The sequence below is a fragment of the Sphaerisporangium krabiense genome (assembly GCF_014200435.1).
In the GTDB taxonomy this organism is placed as follows: domain Bacteria; phylum Actinomycetota; class Actinomycetes; order Streptosporangiales; family Streptosporangiaceae; genus Sphaerisporangium; species Sphaerisporangium krabiense.
The window spans coordinates 1387360-1403146 of sequence record NZ_JACHBR010000002.1 but is presented as its reverse complement, the minus strand read 5'-3'; the positions used below and the strand labels follow the sequence as shown (position 1 = coordinate 1403146).

The window sequence follows — 15787 nt, the reverse complement described above, 5'->3', positions numbered from 1 at the left end:
TCAACGAATAGGCTTGGTTAGGCATAAGGCCGCCGCCGGCGGCCGAGGGGGCGATTCATCCCGCGAACGCCCTCAGCCAGGCCAGGAGGAGGCGGCGCGTGATCGAGCTCGAAGGGCTTCCCGAGCTCGTCGACCCGGTGCTGATCGCCGCGTTCGAAGGCTGGAACGACGCGGGCGAGGCGTCGAGCGGCGCTCTCGCGCATCTTGAGACGGCGTGGAAGGCCACCCCTCTGGTCGAGCTCGACCCCGAGGACTACTACGACTTCCAGGTGACCCGCCCCGTCGTCGAGCTCGGCGACGGCGTCGCCCGTTCGATCGTGTGGCCGACGACGCGCCTGCTGGTGGCGCGGCCCCCGGGCAGCGAGCGTGACGTCGTGCTGCTGCGCGGCATCGAGCCGAACATGCGCTGGCGCACCTTCTGCTCGGAGATCGTCGGCATCTCCCTGGAGCTGGGCGTGGAGACGGCGGTGCTGCTCGGCGCGCTGCTGAACGACTCCCCGCACACGCGGCCCGTGCCCATCGTGGGCAGCGTGAGCGATCCGGGCCTGGCCCGCGCCCTGAACCTTGAGCTCACCCGGTACGAGGGCCCGACGGGCATCGTCGGGGTCCTGCAGCACTCCCTGGGCGCGGCGGGCACCAAGACGATCTCGCTGTGGGCGTCGGTGCCGCACTACGTGGCCCAGCCTCCGAACCCGAAGGCCACGCTCGCGCTGCTGAGCCGCATGGAGGAGATCCTGGAGATCCCCATGCCGCTCGGCGACCTGCCCGAGGAGGCCCGGGCGTGGGAGCACGGGGTGGACGAGCTGGCCGCGCAGGACTCCGAGGTGGCCGAGTACGTCCGCGAGCTGGAGGAGCGCAAGGACGCCGCCGACCTGCCGGAGGCCAGCGGCGACGCCATCGCGGCGGAGTTCGAGCGTTACCTGCGCCGGCGCGACCGCGACAGCGACGGCTGAGCGGCCCTGGAACGCCCCCGTCCGCGCCGCGGGACGGGCGGCTCGGTGACGCGCTGTGACGGCCCGCGGCGCGTGAAGTTCTCGTTAATCTCGGCGCGCGCCGCCGATCTCGGGTAATAATTGGCCGCTGCGTCGTTCCGCACCCGCACGTCCGGGCGGCACCTCACACGCGGCGACGATTCGACAACGGAGACAGCCTCCGGCTCCGCGCACCCCCGGCCTCAACGCCACCCGCGTGCTGAACCTTTACATACTGCGCACCCTGGGATCCCCATGGCGATGACTCAATACCCTGACCCGCACAAGAAGGCACAGGAGACGCGGCGACGCGTCCTCGAAATGGCCGCATATCTGAAACAGGACGTCCGGGACGCGTCGCGTCCGCCGGACGGCGCCGCGTACCCGCAGCTCCGCGGCGCGACCCCCGCCCAGGCGGTGGACCTGTTCCTGGTCCTGCTGCAGGACCGCCTGCCCGTCTGGCTGCGCACGCTGGACGCTCTGCTGCAGAAGGCCGGCAAGGGCCGGGTGAACGACAACCTGCTGCCGGTGGCGCGGGCGGGCATCGACTACTACGCCGAGGTGCAGGCCGCGGCGATGCCCGCGTTCATCTCGCCGTCGATGACCGTGCGCTTCCGCGAGGCCCTGCGCGAGACCGATCTCGGCCCCGCCGCCGAGATCGCCCCGCTGGCCGAGTACCTGGCGATGGAGCGGAGCCTCGGCCGGGTAGCGCCCGACGTCACCCCGGAGGCGAGCGCCCGGTTGCTGCTCGCGGGCTGCTTCCGCCACGCCTACTACGAGGCGTTCATCGGGGCGGGCTCGGGCCTGTCGCGCGACGACTGCGCGGCCGAGATCGTGCGTGAGCTGCGGCTGGAGGCGGTCAGTTCTCCTTCGGCCGCGCTGTCCTGACCGCTGCGGCCGTCCGCCGGTCGCAGGCCAGCCGGTAGCCGCGCTTGACCACGGTCTCGACGATGCCGGCGCGGCCGAGGGCGCGGCGCAGCCGGGTGACGGCCATCTCGACCGCGTGCTCGGCCGAGTCGCGCTCGGGGCCGCCGGGCAGCACGACGCGCAGCTCGGCGCGGCTGACGACGTGCCCGGGGCGCTCGGCCAGCCGTTTGAGCACGGCCATGGGCGCGGGCGGCAGGGGTTGCAGCTCGCCGTCGACGGCGACGGCGTGCCCGCGGATCTCCAGGCGGTGGGCGCCCGCGGTGAGCCGGGTGACGCCGTGCTCGGGCAGATGCCCGGCCAGGGCGTGGGCGAGCGCGCCGAGCCGTGACGTGCCGGGCTGGACCACCGGGACGCCCCTGGCGCGCAGCGGCGCGGCGGTGACCGGGCCGACGCAGGCGGCCACGGCCGAGCCGGCGAGCGCCGTGAGCAGCGGCTCCTCCAGGTGCCCGGCGCGGGCGGCGTCGAGCGTGGCGCGCACGGCGGGCGCGCTGGTGAAGGCGATGGCGTCGATCGAGCCCGCGATGGTCCTGACGATGAGGCGGTGCAGCGGCGAGGGGTCCCGGCTGGGCGTCCAGCGGTAGACCGGGGCCTCGATCACGGTGGCCCCCGCGGCGCGCAGGGCGGCGGCGAGCCCGGCGAGCGGCTCGCCCGGCGGCTGCAGGACGACGCGGCGTCCGCGCAGGTCCTGATCCAGCAGGTACCGTTCGATGTCCTCCAGGAAGTCGGCGGGCGGGCTCCGGTGCTCGGCGAGCCCGGCGGCGCGCACGGCGCCGCGGGACTTGGGCCCGCGGCACAGCAGGCGGGCCTGGGAGAGGCGGGCGGTCAGCTCGGCGCCGAGCCCCCAGCCGTCGGCGGCCGCCATCCAGCCGCGAAAGCCCGCGCCCGTGGTGACGACGACGTCGTGGACGGGGGCGTCCAGGCAGGCGAGGGTGGCGGCGAGCAGGGGCGCGTCGTCGGGCAGCGGGACCAGGCGGATGGCGGGGGCGCGCACGACGCGGGCGCCCCGGCGTTCGAGGAGGGCGGCGAGCTCCTCGCCGCCGCGGTCGGCGGTGACCCCGATGGTGAAGCCGGCCAGCGCGTCGGGCGCGGTCCGCGGGCGGAGGGCCGGGAGCGCGTCCGCCGCCCCTGCGGAGGAGGGCCGGGGGACGCGGGCCGGGGCGCCGGGGTCGGCGGCCCGCGCGGGCGGCATCACAGTCGCCTGCGGGGAGTGTGAGATCGGCATGGTTCCGATGGTGCTTTCCGGCCGTTTCGCCGCTGGGTCCCTCCTGTTACCTCTGTGCTACATCCAGGCGCCCCACGTCCGATTCGCGGACGGCGCCGGGGCGGCCTATCTTCGGCGACGATTGTGTTCGCGCCGATCCGGGAATCCCTCGGAGGCGTCCAGCCGTCCGCCGACACCCCCGGGAGCGCGCATGACCAGCGTCCAGCCGATCAGGCTCTTCGCCGACCCGGTGTTGCGCACCGTTGCCGAGCCGGTCACCGCCTTCGACCGCTCCCTGCGTGAGCTGGTCAAGTCCCTGCAGGTGACCATCCGCGCCGGGGCTGGCCGCGCGGGGCTGGCCGCGCCGCAGATCGGCGTGCCGCTGCGGGTGCTCGTGTTCGACCTGGACGGCCGCGCGGGGCACCTGGTGAACCCTCGTCTGGAGGCGTCCGAGCGCAGGATCGTCGCCGACGAGGCGTGCCTGTCGGCGCCGGGCGTGTGGTGGCCGCTGGAGCGGTCGTACTCGGTGGTCGCCAAGGGCCGTGACATGTTCGGCAAGCCGGTCACCGTCCGGGCGCTCGGCATGCTGGCCCGGGTGCTGCAGCACGAGGCCGACCACCTGGACGGCGTGCTGTTCAGCGATCACCTGCCTGAGGACGAGCGGGAGCGCTTCTTCGCCGCGCTGGCGTAAGGCCGGAGCGAGCACTTTCATCTTCTCCGCGTGCTATGTCCATTTTTTCCGGTCAAGCGCGTTCTGTGCTGATGTGGGCGGGTAGGGCAGCAACCGTCGATCCCTCAGCCGGAGAAGGAGGCAGTCGTGGTAAGCGGACTCAAGGTGGCCGCGGCGGTCGCCCTCGGCTACTTCCTCGGCAGGCATCGCAAATTCAAGCTGGCGATCGCCCTGGCGGTGGCGGGCGCGACGGGCAAGCTCGGCGGAGCCCGCGGCAACCTGCTGGAACAGGGGATGAAGCTGGCCAGCGCCTCCCCCGAGCTGGAGAAGATCCTCCAGAGCGTCCGGGGCGAGCTGTTCGAGGCGGGCAAGGCCGCGGCCAAGGCCGCCGCGTCCCGGCAGGTCACCGCGCTCAGTTCCAAACTGCAGGAGCGCGCAGAGGCACTGCAGCACGCGGCGGGCGTCGCGGCCGGGGCCGAGGAGGCCGCCGGCGAGGCGGCGGCGGAGGCCACCAGGACCGCGGCCGGAGCCACCAGGGCGGCGCGCGGCGGCGTGTCCGGCCTGAGGGAGCGCGCGGCGAGCGGTTTCCGGGGCGCCAGGGAGCGGGTGCGCCCGCGCCGCGAGGAAGCGGAAGAGGAAGAGGGCTACGAGGACCGCTACGCCGATTACGGCGAGGAGGAAGAAGAGGAGTACGAGGAGCCGCCGCGGCGCGGCCCCTCCCGTGCGCGGCGCCAGGCCGACCGGGCCTACGAAGAGGAGGACCGGGAGTACGAGGAGGAGGAGCCGGAAGAGGACGAGGACGAGGAACCGGCGCCGCGCGGGCGCGTGGTGCGCGAGCAGGCGCCGCCGCGGTCCCGGCCGGTCCGCCGGAGGGAGTGACGGGATGGCCGACGACGGCAAGGGCGGGCTGTCGAACCCGCTGAAGAAGCAGATTCGCGGCCTGGCCGGCGTCGCGGGCAAGCTCGCGCTGTCGGCGCTGCGGCGCAGGGTGGAACGTACCACCAAGCAGCTCACCAGCTTCGCCGAGGGGGACGGCTTCCGCACCCTGGGCCAGCTCGCGGGGGCGGAAGGCGGCGGCGGGCGCGTCAAGGGCCTGGCCAAGATGGCCTGGGGCGGGCTGAAACGGAAGCTCGGCTTCGGCAAGCGCAAGCTCAAGTTCGCCAACATCGTGGAGAGCGTCGACATCGGCGCGCCCATCAGCCTCGTCTACAACGTCTGGACGCAGTTCACCGACTGGCCGTCCTTCACCAAGAAGATCGAGAAGGTCACCCAGGACAGCGACGAGAAGATCACCTGGCAGGTGCAGGTCTTCCTGCCGCGCCGGACCTGGGAGGCCACGATCACCGAGCAGGTGCCCGACGAGAAGATCGTCTGGAATTCCAAGGGCGCCAAGGGGTACGTGGACGGGTCGGTGACCTTCCACGCGCTCGCCCCGGCCATGACCCGGGTGCTGATGTCGCTGGAATACCACCCCAAGGGCCTCATCGAGCACATCGGCAACCTGTGGCGGGCCCCGGGCCGCCGCGTCCGCCTGGAGTTCAAGCACATCCGGCGCCACATCATGGTGCACGTGCTGCCCGACCCCGAGGACGTCCAGGGCTGGCGCGGCGTGATCCACGAAGGCGAGGTCGTCAAGGACCACGACACCGTGGTGCGCGAGGAGGAAGAGGAGCGCGAGCGGGCCGAGCGGGAGGAGGAGCCCGAGGAGGAGGCCCGCGAGGCCGAGGAGGGCGAGGAAGAGGAGCCCGAAGAAGAGCTCGAAGAAGGCGAAGAGGCCGAAGAAGAAGAGGGTGAAGAGGCCGAGGAGCCCGAGGAGGAGCGCGGCCGGGCGCGGCGGCGGCTGGGCTGGGGCGGCAGGCGCGCAGAGCGCGGCCCGAGGTCCCGCCCGGCCGAGGAGGAGGGCCCTCCGGCCCGCCGTCGCCGTCCGGCCGAGGAGTCCCGGCGTGAGGAGCACAGCGAGCCGACGGAGTCCAGGGGGCGCGGCGGACGCGGAGAGCGCGAGGACGAGGAGGAGCGGCGGTCCTCGCGGCGCGGGTCCTCGGTGGCCGAGGAGGAGCCGCCCGCGCGGCGGCGCCGCGCCGAGGGCGAGAAGCGGCCCGTCCGGCGCCGGCGCGCCGAGGCGGAGGAGCCGCCCCCGCGCCGCCCGCGGCGCAGGAGCGAGGAGGGCCGGTGAACCGCGGCGCCCACGCTCGACGAGACCAACGAGACCAGCACGATAACGAGGACAAGGAGCAGGGCGAATGACGATCGTGCAGCCCTCAGGAGGTGGGGCGGCCGGCAGGCCGTCCTCGTCGGGCGGCGGATTGGCCGACGTCATCGACACGATTCTGGATAAGGGTCTGGTCATCGACGCGTACGTCAGCGTGGCGCTCGTGGGCATCGAGCTGCTGACCATCAACGCGCGCGTCGTGGTCGCCAGCGTGGACACCTACCTGCGCTTCGCCCAGGCGGTGAACCGGCTGGACCTCACCGAGGGCCAGAAGGGGCTGCCGGAGCTGATGCAGGACATGACGCAAGGCGTGGCCAAGTCGAAGACCAAGGGCATCGCGCAGGGCGCGCTGGAGGCGGCGGGCGACAAGCTGCGCGAGTTCGCCGGAGAGTACGCCGAGCAACCCGCGCGCCGCAGGCGCGGCCGACAGGAGGACTGACATGGCCCCTTCCACGCCCAAGGCCGCCTCGCGCGGGCGCAGCGCCTCCGCGGCGCGTCCCGACACCGAGGCGGCGCCCGCGACTCCGTCCTACGTGTACGGCATCCTGCCGGCGGACGTCGATTTCGACCCCGAGGAGCGCGGGGTGGGCGATCCGCCCGGCAAGATCGGCCTGGTGCGGCACGAGGACATCGCGGCCCTGGTCAGCGACCTGCACCCGGCCGGGCCGCTCGGCAGGCCCGCCGACCTGATGGCGCACCAGCGGCTGCTGGACGACGTCGCCGCCGAGGTGCCCGTGCTGCCGCTGCGCTTCGGCGCGGTCATGGAGAGCAGGGACGCGGTGGCCCGGGAGCTACTGGCCCCGCATCTGGACGAGTTCCGCGCCGCGCTCCGACGGCTGGAGGGGCACGCCCAGTACGTCGTCAAGGCCCGGTACGAGGAGGGGGCCCTGCTGCGGGAGGTGCTCCAGGAGCAGCCGGAGGCGGCGCGGCTGCGCGAGGAGATCCGCGGCCTGCCCGAGGACGCGACCTGGGACGCCAGGATCCGGCTCGGGGAGATCATCAACGGGGCCGTGGAGGCCAAGCGGGAGGCCGACAGCCGTGCCCTGGCCGAAGGGCTGGCCCCGCACTGCGCCGCGGTCGTCATCAGGGAGCCGACCCACGAGGAGGACGCGGCGCACCTGGCCTGCCTGGTGGACGCCGACCGGCAGGAGGGGTTCGAGGACGCGCTGGAGGACTTCGCCGCCCGCTGGGAGGGCCGTATCACGCTGCGCCTGCTCGGCCCGCAGGCGCCGTACGACTTCGTGTCCGCCAAGGAAGGGGACGGCTGACATGGGCCTGCTTGGCATGATCTTCGGCCTGCCGCTCGCCCCGGTCAAGGGTCTGATCAAGCTGGGCGAGGTGATCGAGGAGCAGGTCGAGACGCAACGGCGTGACCCGGCCGCGGTGCGGCGGCGGCTGGAGGAGGTCGAGCGGCTGCGCGAGCAAGGCCTGATCACGGCGGAGGACGAGGCGCGGGCGCAGGAGGAGATCCTCGGCCAGATGATGGGCTGACCGCGCGGAGCCGCCCGGGGTGGGGGTACCGGAAGGAGGTGGGGTCGTGCCGGTGAATCGCGGACGCCGGAGCGGGGGCGAGACACGCGGATACGCGCCCGACGACTCCTACGACGACGAGGACGACTACGCCGAGGACACCGGACGCGCCCGCCCGGCCGAGAGCGGGGGGCGGCGGCGCCTCACGGCCGTGTCGGCGGGCAGCGTGGCACTGCGGCAGATCGCCGAACTGACCGGCAAGGACGTCGAGGGCGTCACGCTGGTACGGCCGTCGGAGAACGGCTGGACGGTGGAGGTCGAGGTCGTCGAGGACCACCGGGTCCCCTCCTCGGGCGACACGCTCGGGATCTACGCGGTCGACCTGGATTCTCAGGGCGATCTGACGTCCTATCGCCGGGTGCGCACCTACAAGCGCGCCCGGGGCGACACGGGTGGGGTGGGGTGAGATGTCCGACCCGACGTCCGGCGTGATGTCGCCGTACGGCAGGCGGGCGCCCGTGGCGCGCGACTCCGGAGGCAACCTCGGCGACATCCTGGAACGGGTGCTCGACCGGGGCGTGGTGATCGTGGGCGACATCCGCGTCAACCTCCTCGACATCGAGCTGCTCACCATCAAGCTGCGGCTGCTGATCGCCTCGGTGGACACCGCGCGCGAGCTCGGCATCGACTGGTGGGAGCACGACCCGTGGCTCAGCTCCAAGGACCGCGACCTGATCGAGGAGAACCGCAGGCTGCGCCGCAGGCTCGCCACCATCGAGGAAGAGGAGGCCGCGCGGGGCCGGCCGACCATCGAGGGGCCGCGCCGGGAGCACGCCTTCGACGAACGGGACCTGCGGTCGCATGAGGAGCGGGAACGGCGCGGGTACGAGGGCCGGGAGCGGCGGGCCTACGAGGAGGGTGAACGGCGGGCTCAGGGGGGCCGGGAGCGGCGCGGCTGACGTCCGCGCCTCTCCCGCCGACCGGGAGGAGGAAGACGGTGCCCGGCAGCGGAACGTACCTGTACGCGGTCAGCCGCGAGGAGGACCGGGGCTCCCCCGTGCCGCCGGGCGGCCTGGCGGGCGTGGCCGGGGCGCCGGTCCGCACGGTGGCGCACGGGGGCCTGGTCGCCTACGTGAGCACCGTGCCGCTGGAGGAGTTCGGCGAGGAGCCGCTGCGGCGCTCGCTGGAGGACCTGGAGTGGGTCGGTGAGACGGCCCGTGCCCACCACCGGGTCGTGGAGGCCGTGGCCGCCGTCGCCACCACCGCCCCGGTGCGGCTCGTCACGGTGTACGGCGGCGACGACCAGGTGCGCGACATGCTGGAACGGCGGCACGACGACTTCGCCGCGGTGCTCGCGCGGGTCGCCGGGCGCCGCGAGTGGGGGGTCAAGGTGTACGCGCGTCCCGCGGCGCCCGCCGCCGAGGAGAGCGTCCCCGCCGAGGCCGGAGGACCCGGGACGGCGTACCTGCGGCGGCGCAAGGCGAGCCTGCGCGGCCGTGACGAGGCGTGGCGGCGGGCCGCCGAGCGGGCCGAGCACATCCACGAGACGCTGACGGACATCGCGGCCGCGGGCGCGCGGCACCGGCCGCAGGATCCGCATCTGTCCGGCAGGGACGACTGGATGCTGCTCAACGGCGCCTACCTGGTGGACGACGCGCGGCGCGAGGAGTTCGCGGCGGCGGTCGACGGGCTGCGGGAGCCGGACATCGAGGTGGAGCTCACCGGCCCGTGGGCGCCGTACTCGTTCACCTCCCTGGAGTTCGCCGGGTCAGAGGGCCGCCATGCCGGGTGAACGCACCGGGGCCGCGACGGCCGCGCCCATGACCGTGCGGGAGCGTGAGCCGCGCGGGGCCGCGCTGGCCGCCGAGGGACGGCTGCCGCCCGAGCGCGTCGCGCTGGTGGACCTGCTCGACCGGCTGCTCGCGGGCGGCGTGGTGGTCACCGGCGACCTGGTGCTGTCCATCGCCGACATCGAACTGGTCCGCATCTCGCTGCGGGCGCTGATCATGTCGGTGCGCGGCGCGGAGCCTCTGGAGACGGGGGTGCCCTATGACGTCGAGCGGTACTGAGCCCACGCCGCCGCCGCCCGGCGACGGCGCGCCGGTGTCGGCGGGACGCTGGCACCTGAAGGCCGACCCCGAGACGGTCGAACGCGACCTGACCCGGCTGGTCCTCACCCTGGTCGAGCTGGTGCGCCAGCTCGTGGAGCGCCAGTGCGTGCGGCGCATGGACCAGGGCGACCTGTCGGACGAGCAGGTCGAGGCGCTCGGCGTGACGCTGATGCGCCTGGAGGAGGCCATGACCGAGCTCTGCGAGCGGTTCGGCGTCTCGCCGTCGGAGCTGAACCTCGACCTCGGCCCGCTCGGGACCCTGCTGCCGACCGACCGCTGACGCTACAGGCGGACGCCGAGCAGGGAGTCCGCCACGGCCCGGACCAGCCCCGGCGCCGAGGTGTCCGCGCCTTCCCCGGCGGAGGCGCGGGCCGCCCAGGCGTCCACGGCGGCCAGGGCGCCCGGCGCGTCCAGGTCGTCGGCCAGGCGCTCCCTGACCTCCCGCAGGACCGGCGTCGCGTCCGGCCCGGAGGCGAGGTTCACGGCCGCCCGCCAGCGCGCCAGCCGCTCGGTCGCCTCGCCGACCTGGCCGGCGGTCCACTCCCAGTCGGAGCGGTAGTGATGGGCGAGCAGGGCCAGGCGCACGGCCATGGGGTCGTGCTCGGCGCGCAGCCGGGACACGAAGACCAGGTTGCCGCGGGACTTGGACATCTTCTCGCCGTCCAGGCCCACCATGCCCGCGTGGACGTAGGCCCTGGCGAACGGCCACTCGCCGGTGGCCACGTGGCCCTCGCTGGCGCCCATCTCGTGGTGGGGGAAGATCAGGTCCGAGCCGCCGCCCGACACGTCGAAGCCGGTGCCGAGGCGGGCCAGGGCGATCGCGGTGCACTCGACGTGCCAGCCGGGCCTGCCGGGGCCGAACGCCGAGGGCCAGGAGGGCTCTCCGGGACGTTCGGCGCGCCACAGCAGCCAGTCCAGCGGGTGGCGCTTGCCCTCGCGGTCCGGGTCGCCGCCGCGCTCGGCGAAAAGCTCCAGCATCCGGCGCTCGGTGTACCCCGAGACCGCGCCGAACTTGGGGGCCGCGGCGGAGGAGAAGTAGACGTCGCCGCCGATCTCGTAGGTCGCGCCCTTGTCCTTCAGCCGCTCGATCAGCTCGGCGACCTGGCCGACGACCTCGGTGACGCCGACGTAGTCGCGGGGCGGCAGCACCCGCAGCGCCTCCATGTCGGCGCGGAACAGATCGATCTCACGCCCGGCCAGCTCGCGCCAGTCGACGCCGTCGCGCTCGGCGCGCTCCAGCAGGGGGTCGTCGACGTCGGTGGCGTTCTGCGTGTAGTGGACCTCGTGGCCCGCGTCCCGCCACACGCGGTTGACCAGGTCGAACGCCAGGTAGGTGTTGGCGTGCCCCAGATGGGTGGCGTCGTAGGGGGTGATGCCGCACACGTACATGCGGGCCGTGGGGCCGGGAGAGGTCGGCCGCACCTCGCGGGAGGAGGTGTCGTAAAGCCGGAGCGGAAGGCCGGCGCCGGGCAGAGGAGCTATCTCGGGTGCAGGCCACGATCGCATGTGCTGAGCCTATCCATGGCACGCTCTGGTGGGATCACCCTGGGGTGTCCGTTTCGACAGAGTAGGGGTGTGTCGTCCGGCGAAACCGCCGACGGGCAAACCCATACCAGACGGTGCAGGACGTGGCAGAATCTTGCCGCCACGGGTACGGGGGCTCGGCGGCTCGAGGTTCGCTGCCAGGGAGAGCACACTTGCCGGCTTTGAGGTCTTTGGATCCGTCCGATCCACCACGGATCGCCTCCTACCGGCTCACGGGCCGCATCGGCGACGGCGCCCACGGCGTCGTGTACGCCGCCGAGACCGGGTCGGGCGCGCGGGTGGCGGTCAAGCTGCTGTACCGGCGCCTGTCCGAGGACGAGGGCGTGCGGCGGGCCTTCGGCGCGGAGCTGCGGCGGGCGCAGCGCGTCCCGGGCGTCCACGTCGCGCGGGTCCTCTCCTACGGCATCCACGACGGCCGCCTCTACCACGCCGTCGAGTACGTCGAGGGCCCGTCGCTGGCCGAGGTCGTGGAACGGTACGGGCCGCGCGACGGCGCGGAGCTGGAACGGCTGGCGATCATCACGCTGAGCGCGCTGGCCGACGTCCACGAGGCGGGCACGGCGCACGGCGGCTTCGGCCCCGGCTCCGTGCTGATGGGTCCGGACGGCCCCCGGGTGATCGACGTCGGCGTCGGCCGCGCCCTGGACACCGTGCGGCCCGCCGGCGTCGTCCCGTCCCCGGCCGCCGCCTTCACCGCGCCGGAGCGTCTGGCGGGCGCGCCGCTCGGCCCGGAGGCCGACATGTTCTCCTGGGCGTGCACGCTCGTCTACGCCGCGACCGGCCGCCCGCCCTTCGACGCCGGCGTGATGTCCGGCGTGGCCGACCGGGTCCTGAACGGACCACCGGACCTCTCGATGCTGCGCGGCGCGCTACCCGAGGCGGTCCTCGCCTGCCTGAACAAGATCCCCGCCCGCCGCCCCACCACCCGCGACCTCCTCCCCCGCCTGCACGCCCCCCACCCCGCGCCCCCGGGAATCCCCCCTACAAGCACCATCCCGTTCTCAGAGACGGCGTTCCCCACGACCACGCCCACGTCCGCGTTCCCCACGTCCACGTTCCCCGGAACCTCCCCGATCCCGGGGGCGACCGCCTTCCCAGGGGCAGGCGGCACGGCCGTCTGGGGACACCTCCCCGCCACACCGCGCAACAACACACCCCATCCACCCCACCCACCACTGCCACAGAACGCTGCGGGCCCCAACACCGCACCACCGAACACCGCGTCTTCAAATGTCACACCTTTCAATGTCACGTCGGCGCACGTGACTCCCCTGGATGTCACCTCCGCGCACGAGGGCTCGGTCCCGTCGCACCCCGGCACGTCCCGGCCTCCTCTCCGTGTGATCACCGGCACCACGCCGGCGACCTCTCCCACCCCCCTCGGGGGCGTCCCGCGAGAGCACCCACAGGGACAGGGCGACATCCTCGGCCCCACAACGGCTCCGGGAGGGGACCGGGCCGCCGGACCGGGCGTCTCACCCGCCGTCGAGACCGGCGTGCCCGCGACACAGGGCGGCGTGCCCGGCTTACGGGGCGACTTTCCGGGCGCCCAGACGAGCGTCCCAGGGGCGGGGAACGGCGTGCCGGGTCCCCAGGCGGGCGCGCCGACGGTTGGAGCCGACGTGCCGGGGGCCGGAGCCGCGCGGGCGGGGCGCAAAGGTGCGGCGGCGAGTAGGCACGCCCTGCCTTCCGCGCCTGGGGAGGCTGCCGGATCGGCGCCGGCGGCCACGGGCGGGCGGGGCGGGGGTCGCGGCCGGCGGAGGCGGCGCGTGCTGGGCGTGGCCGCGGTTCTCGCCGGGGGCCTGGCGCTGGCCGCCGTCGTGGCGGTGATCCTGGCGCCCGGACGGCCTACCGGACTGGAGGTGCCCGGCGCGTTCGGCCCTCCGCCCACTCTGATGCCGGGGCCGTCGGCGGGCGATCCGTCGGCCACCGACCCGACTCCGGTGCCCTCGCCGCCCGAGCCGAGCCCCACGCCGACGCCGAGCCCCACTCCCCCGCACAGCAAGCCCCCGGCCCCGAAGCCCGTGCTGCTGGTCAGCCCGACCAGGTACCGGGTCACCTCGGACTACATCGTCTACGTGAACATCCGGCTGCGCGCGCCCGACGGCGCCGTGCGCTGGCGGGCCACGATGAGCGATGGCGGGGTGCTCAGCTCGACGCACGGCACGATCCGCGCCGGCCGCTCCGCCACGATCACCGCCTACGGCACGCCGTACTGCAGCACCTCACGGATCCGGTTCACCTCTGACGGGGGCTCCAAGACCGTGACCATCACCTGGGGCGGGACACGGTGCTGATCATAGAAGGCCGCGGTGATCAGGCGGTGACCGGCACAGGGGACCAGGAGCCTCGGGCAGCGGGGTCGCCGGGACGTCCGTGCGGCCAGGGCAGGAACTCGTAGCGCAGGGCGCCGGGCGCGAGCGCCACGAGCGTGACCGAGGTCGTGCCCCAGAGCCGTCCGCCGGGCAGTTCCCGGCGGACGACCAGGGCCCGAGGGTCGGTCACGGGCAGGTCCGTCCCCGCGGCCAGCGCGCGCCAGGCCTCCCATGCCTCCCGGGGGTCGCCGGCGGCGCTGCGGGCGGACGGGCGGGGCGCGGCGGCGAAGCGGGGGCGGAAGTATGCGGCGCGCGGGCCGCCCTCCCCGGGCTCCCTGCCGGCGTTGACGATGACGTGCGTGCCCTCGGGGAGCTTGTCCTCGGCCAGGTCCGCGCCGTCCCAGCTCCACATGCGCACGCACTCCGGCTCGGCCACCAGCAGGTGGAAGGGGTCGTAGCAGGAGAGGTCGACGTCCGGGAGTCCCCCCGAGGCGGCGGCGCGCAGGGGTAGCACGCCGCGGGTCCTGCGCCGCTCGGGCGTGGCGAGAGTGCCGTGGCCGTTCAGCAGCGCGGCGACGCGGGACGCGGCGGGGTCGGCGGCGAGCCAGGTGCCACCCGCCTCCAGGTCACGGCCGCCGTAGAGGCCGGGAAAGGCCGGCCAGTGCGCCGCGGGCGGCTCCCAGGGACGCGTGAGGACTTCGTCCCGCACGCCCGCGAGGACCACGGGGGTGTCCGCGTCGGGCAGAAAGGAGATGACGACCGTGCACATGCCCGTTCCCTCCAAGGCCGGTAGAGATGGACAGACCTTGGCAGCGTACGCCGATGTCCGGAAAGCCGGAAATAGCGGGCAGCCCGAACGCTCAGGCGTCGCCGACGACGGGAGGTCACGACCGGACGGGTGCGGCGAACTCACCCAGCGCGGCGGTGGACGGCTCACGACGGCGGGCGGGCGGTTCGCCGCGGGGCGGACCGCTCGTAGCGCCGGATGCGCGGTTCGCCGCGCGGGTGGACGGGGCGGGGTGGGGGGAGGGTGGGTCAGATGGGGGGCCAGGGGATGGCGGGCCAGTCGTCGGAGGGGTAGGGGTGGATGCCGGTGCTGAGGAGGCGGCGGACGCGTTCCCAGGTGGCCTCGACCTCCTGGAGGGTGAGGAGCTCGCGCAGGCGCCTGCCGAGCCTGCCGCGCTCGATCTCGCGCTCCAGGCGCGCCAGGACGTTCACGGCCTCGCGGGGAAGGGGCTTGCCCCGCCACTGCCACAGGACGGTGCGGAGCTTGTCCTCCTCGGAGAAGCAGACGCCGTGGTCCACGCCGTAGACGTGCCCGTCGGGCAGCGGCAGCAGGTGGCCGCCCTTGCGGTCGGCGTTGTTCACGACCGCGTCGAAGATGGCCATGCGGCGCAGCGCGGGGTTGCGGCCGCGGATCAGCGCCATCAGGTCGGCCTCGGGATCGGTGTCGATCCAGAGCTGGCACATGCCGGGGCCGAAGGGGCCGTCGCGGTAGACGCTGGGCGGCACGATCTGCCAGCCGGTGGCGGCGGAGACCTCGAAGGCGGCGACCTCGCGGGCGGCGAGGGTGCCGTCGGGGAAGTCCCACAGCGGGCGCTCGCCGCGCACGGGCTTGTACACGCACTCGGCGGCGATGCCGTCCAGGCGGATCGTGCAGTAGAGCGTCATGTTCGTGGCCTCGACCAGGCGGCCCGCGACCTCGATGACCCCTTCGCGCAGCAGGCGCAGCGCGGTGGCGTCGTCGAGCCCGGACGTACCCGGGAGGCTGCTGAGCCGGGGGTCGCTCTCCGCGCTCACGTACGGTCCCCTCGGTGGCCGTTCAGACGGACGCAGATGTGACCTTCGGCGTCGAGCGGCTGCGCGCACAGCGGGCAGGGCGGCCGGCCGGCGGCGACGATCTCCAGGGCCCGCTGGGTGAAGGCGCGGGCGGCGGCGGCGCTGATGTGGACCCGCAGGACCGCGGACTCGGGGTGGTCCAGGGCGTCCTCGGCCTGCTCCTCCTCCTCGTCGTCGGCGCCGGCCTCCTGGGCCTCGATGACGACCTGGGCGGTGTCGGGGTCCCACGCCAGCGCCATGGTGCCGACCCGGAAGTCCTCCTCGATGGGCAGGTCCAGGGGGGCCTTGTCGGCGAGCTCGACCGGCGCCATCGCGGGCACGGGAGCGGTGCCGCCACTGCGGCGCAACACCTCGTCGAGCAGCTCGTCGAGCCGATCGGCGAGGACGGCGACCTGGAACTTCTCCAGCCCCACGGTCGTGACGCGCCCCTGACCACGGGCTTGCAGAAAGAAGGCGCGTGATCCCGGTTGCCCAACGGCACCGGCCACGAACCTCTCTGGCGGATCGTAGTCGAAGACCGGCATAGCCC

19 protein-coding genes are annotated in these 15787 nt (G+C 74.1%); 14 read left to right on the top strand and 5 right to left on the bottom strand.

All coding sequences use genetic code 11. The features are described 5' to 3' along the window. Nucleotides 1-98 precede the first annotated feature (98 nt). Nucleotides 99-953 carry a PAC2 family protein gene (locus BJ981_RS34150; protein ID WP_184617471.1) on the top strand — a complete coding sequence of 285 codons (855 nt, stop codon included), beginning with the start codon at nt 99-101 and terminating at the stop codon, nt 951-953. 279 nt (nt 954-1232) lie between these two features. Then, a complete protein-coding gene (locus BJ981_RS34145; RefSeq protein WP_184617470.1) occupies nt 1233-1859 on the top strand; it encodes a hypothetical protein in 627 nt (208 codons plus the stop codon). Here the strand turns inward: BJ981_RS34145 and BJ981_RS34140 are convergent. Continuing rightward, nucleotides 1831-3120: a uroporphyrinogen-III synthase gene (locus BJ981_RS34140; RefSeq protein ID WP_239139656.1), complete on the bottom strand. Its 1290-nt coding sequence runs from the start codon at nt 3118-3120 to the stop codon at nt 1831-1833. The two genes, BJ981_RS34145 and BJ981_RS34140, sit on opposite strands and share 29 nt — an antisense overlap. Before the next feature lie 190 nt (nt 3121-3310). Here BJ981_RS34140 and def point away from each other — a divergent pair, with 190 nt between their 5' ends. The 11 genes from def to BJ981_RS34085 all read left to right on the top strand — a co-directional run bounded on the left by def (nt 3311) and on the right by BJ981_RS34085 (nt 9839). Continuing rightward, on the top strand, nt 3311-3790 hold the full coding sequence (gene def / locus BJ981_RS34135; RefSeq protein WP_184617469.1) for a peptide deformylase: 480 nt from the start codon (nt 3311-3313) through the stop codon (nt 3788-3790). 126 nt (nt 3791-3916) lie between these two features. After that, nucleotides 3917-4648, top strand: coding sequence for a hypothetical protein (locus BJ981_RS34130; RefSeq protein WP_184617468.1), 732 nt, complete (start codon nt 3917-3919; stop codon nt 4646-4648). A 4-nt stretch (nt 4649-4652) separates the two neighbouring features. Then, nucleotides 4653-5942 carry an SRPBCC family protein gene (locus BJ981_RS34125; protein ID WP_184617467.1) on the top strand — a complete coding sequence of 430 codons (1290 nt, stop codon included), beginning with the start codon at nt 4653-4655 and terminating at the stop codon, nt 5940-5942. Nucleotides 5943-6009: 67 nt separating this feature from the next. Further along, entirely contained in the window at nt 6010-6417 is a 408-nt protein-coding gene (gvpJ, locus tag BJ981_RS34120) for a gas vesicle protein GvpJ (RefSeq protein ID WP_184617466.1), read from the top strand. A gap of 1 nt (nt 6418) precedes the next feature. Next, nucleotides 6419-7246 (top strand): GvpL/GvpF family gas vesicle protein, encoded by an 828-nt coding sequence (locus BJ981_RS34115; RefSeq protein ID WP_184617465.1) that lies wholly within the window; start codon nt 6419-6421, stop codon nt 7244-7246. Between the two features lies 1 nt (nt 7247). Beyond that, complete coding sequence (locus tag BJ981_RS34110; RefSeq protein ID WP_184617464.1) at nt 7248-7469, top strand: gas vesicle protein GvpG; 222 nt, start codon at nt 7248-7250, stop codon at nt 7467-7469. Between the two features lie 46 nt (nt 7470-7515). Continuing rightward, complete coding sequence (locus BJ981_RS34105) at nt 7516-7914, top strand: gas vesicle protein GvpO (protein ID WP_239139655.1); 399 nt, start codon at nt 7516-7518, stop codon at nt 7912-7914. A 1-nt stretch (nt 7915) separates the two neighbouring features. Beyond that, nucleotides 7916-8407 carry a gas vesicle protein gene (locus tag BJ981_RS34100; RefSeq protein ID WP_184617463.1) on the top strand — a complete coding sequence of 164 codons (492 nt, stop codon included), beginning with the start codon at nt 7916-7918 and terminating at the stop codon, nt 8405-8407. 38 nt (nt 8408-8445) lie between these two features. Then, nucleotides 8446-9240 (top strand): GvpL/GvpF family gas vesicle protein, encoded by a 795-nt coding sequence (locus tag BJ981_RS34095; protein WP_184617462.1) that lies wholly within the window; start codon nt 8446-8448, stop codon nt 9238-9240. After that, nucleotides 9230-9517 carry a gas vesicle protein gene (locus BJ981_RS34090; protein WP_239139654.1) on the top strand — a complete coding sequence of 96 codons (288 nt, stop codon included), beginning with the start codon at nt 9230-9232 and terminating at the stop codon, nt 9515-9517. The genes BJ981_RS34095 and BJ981_RS34090 overlap by 11 nt, the downstream gene beginning before the upstream one ends. Then, nucleotides 9498-9839 carry a gas vesicle protein K gene (locus BJ981_RS34085; RefSeq protein ID WP_184617461.1) on the top strand — a complete coding sequence of 114 codons (342 nt, stop codon included), beginning with the start codon at nt 9498-9500 and terminating at the stop codon, nt 9837-9839. The genes BJ981_RS34090 and BJ981_RS34085 overlap by 20 nt, the downstream gene beginning before the upstream one ends. A gap of 2 nt (nt 9840-9841) precedes the next feature. Here the strand turns inward: BJ981_RS34085 and mshC are convergent, their stop codons facing one another. Continuing rightward, nucleotides 9842-11065 carry a cysteine--1-D-myo-inosityl 2-amino-2-deoxy-alpha-D-glucopyranoside ligase gene (gene mshC / locus BJ981_RS34080; protein ID WP_184617460.1) on the bottom strand — a complete coding sequence of 408 codons (1224 nt, stop codon included), beginning with the start codon at nt 11063-11065 and terminating at the stop codon, nt 9842-9844. Nucleotides 11066-11265: 200 nt separating this feature from the next. Here mshC and BJ981_RS34075 point away from each other — a divergent pair, with 200 nt between their 5' ends. Then, complete coding sequence (locus tag BJ981_RS34075) at nt 11266-13401, top strand: serine/threonine-protein kinase (RefSeq protein ID WP_184617459.1); 2136 nt, start codon at nt 11266-11268, stop codon at nt 13399-13401. A gap of 19 nt (nt 13402-13420) precedes the next feature. Here the strand turns inward: BJ981_RS34075 and BJ981_RS34070 are convergent, their stop codons facing one another. From BJ981_RS34070 to BJ981_RS34060, 3 genes are all read right to left on the bottom strand, one after another. Continuing rightward, the gene (locus BJ981_RS34070; protein WP_184617458.1) at nt 13421-14188 is read right to left on the bottom strand and encodes an NRDE family protein; all 768 of its coding nucleotides are present in this window, start codon (nt 14186-14188) and stop codon (nt 13421-13423) included. A gap of 266 nt (nt 14189-14454) precedes the next feature. After that, nucleotides 14455-15219 (bottom strand): Rv2133c family protein, encoded by a 765-nt coding sequence (locus BJ981_RS34065; RefSeq protein ID WP_184617457.1) that lies wholly within the window; start codon nt 15217-15219, stop codon nt 14455-14457. Continuing rightward, nucleotides 15216-15782 carry an Rv2134c family protein gene (locus BJ981_RS34060; protein WP_184617456.1) on the bottom strand — a complete coding sequence of 189 codons (567 nt, stop codon included), beginning with the start codon at nt 15780-15782 and terminating at the stop codon, nt 15216-15218. The genes BJ981_RS34065 and BJ981_RS34060 overlap by 4 nt, the downstream gene beginning before the upstream one ends. Nucleotides 15783-15787: the final 5 nt, after the last annotated feature.

Bases quoted from the DNA above. Each gene is read 5' to 3' on its own strand.
- BJ981_RS34085 (WP_184617461.1), top strand. From the start codon at position 9,498: ATGACGTCGAGCGGTACTGAGCCCACGCCGCCGCCGCCCGGCGACGGC.
- BJ981_RS34100 (WP_184617463.1), top strand. From the start codon at position 7,916: ATGTCCGACCCGACGTCCGGCGTGATGTCGCCGTACGGCAGGCGGGCG.
- def (WP_184617469.1), top strand. From the start codon at position 3,311: ATGACCAGCGTCCAGCCGATCAGGCTCTTCGCCGACCCGGTGTTGCGC.
- BJ981_RS34060 (WP_184617456.1), bottom strand. From the start codon at position 15,782: ATGCCGGTCTTCGACTACGATCCGCCAGAGAGGTTCGTGGCCGGTGCC.
- BJ981_RS34090 (WP_239139654.1), top strand. From the start codon at position 9,230: ATGCCGGGTGAACGCACCGGGGCCGCGACGGCCGCGCCCATGACCGTG.
- BJ981_RS34070 (WP_184617458.1), bottom strand. From the start codon at position 14,188: ATGTGCACGGTCGTCATCTCCTTTCTGCCCGACGCGGACACCCCCGTG.
- gvpJ (WP_184617466.1), top strand. From the start codon at position 6,010: ATGACGATCGTGCAGCCCTCAGGAGGTGGGGCGGCCGGCAGGCCGTCC.
- BJ981_RS34140 (WP_239139656.1), bottom strand. From the start codon at position 3,120: ATGCCGATCTCACACTCCCCGCAGGCGACTGTGATGCCGCCCGCGCGG.
- mshC (WP_184617460.1), bottom strand. From the start codon at position 11,065: ATGCGATCGTGGCCTGCACCCGAGATAGCTCCTCTGCCCGGCGCCGGC.
- BJ981_RS34110 (WP_184617464.1), top strand. From the start codon at position 7,248: ATGGGCCTGCTTGGCATGATCTTCGGCCTGCCGCTCGCCCCGGTCAAG.
- BJ981_RS34145 (WP_184617470.1), top strand. From the start codon at position 1,233: ATGACTCAATACCCTGACCCGCACAAGAAGGCACAGGAGACGCGGCGA.
- BJ981_RS34125 (WP_184617467.1), top strand. From the start codon at position 4,653: ATGGCCGACGACGGCAAGGGCGGGCTGTCGAACCCGCTGAAGAAGCAG.
- BJ981_RS34115 (WP_184617465.1), top strand. From the start codon at position 6,419: ATGGCCCCTTCCACGCCCAAGGCCGCCTCGCGCGGGCGCAGCGCCTCC.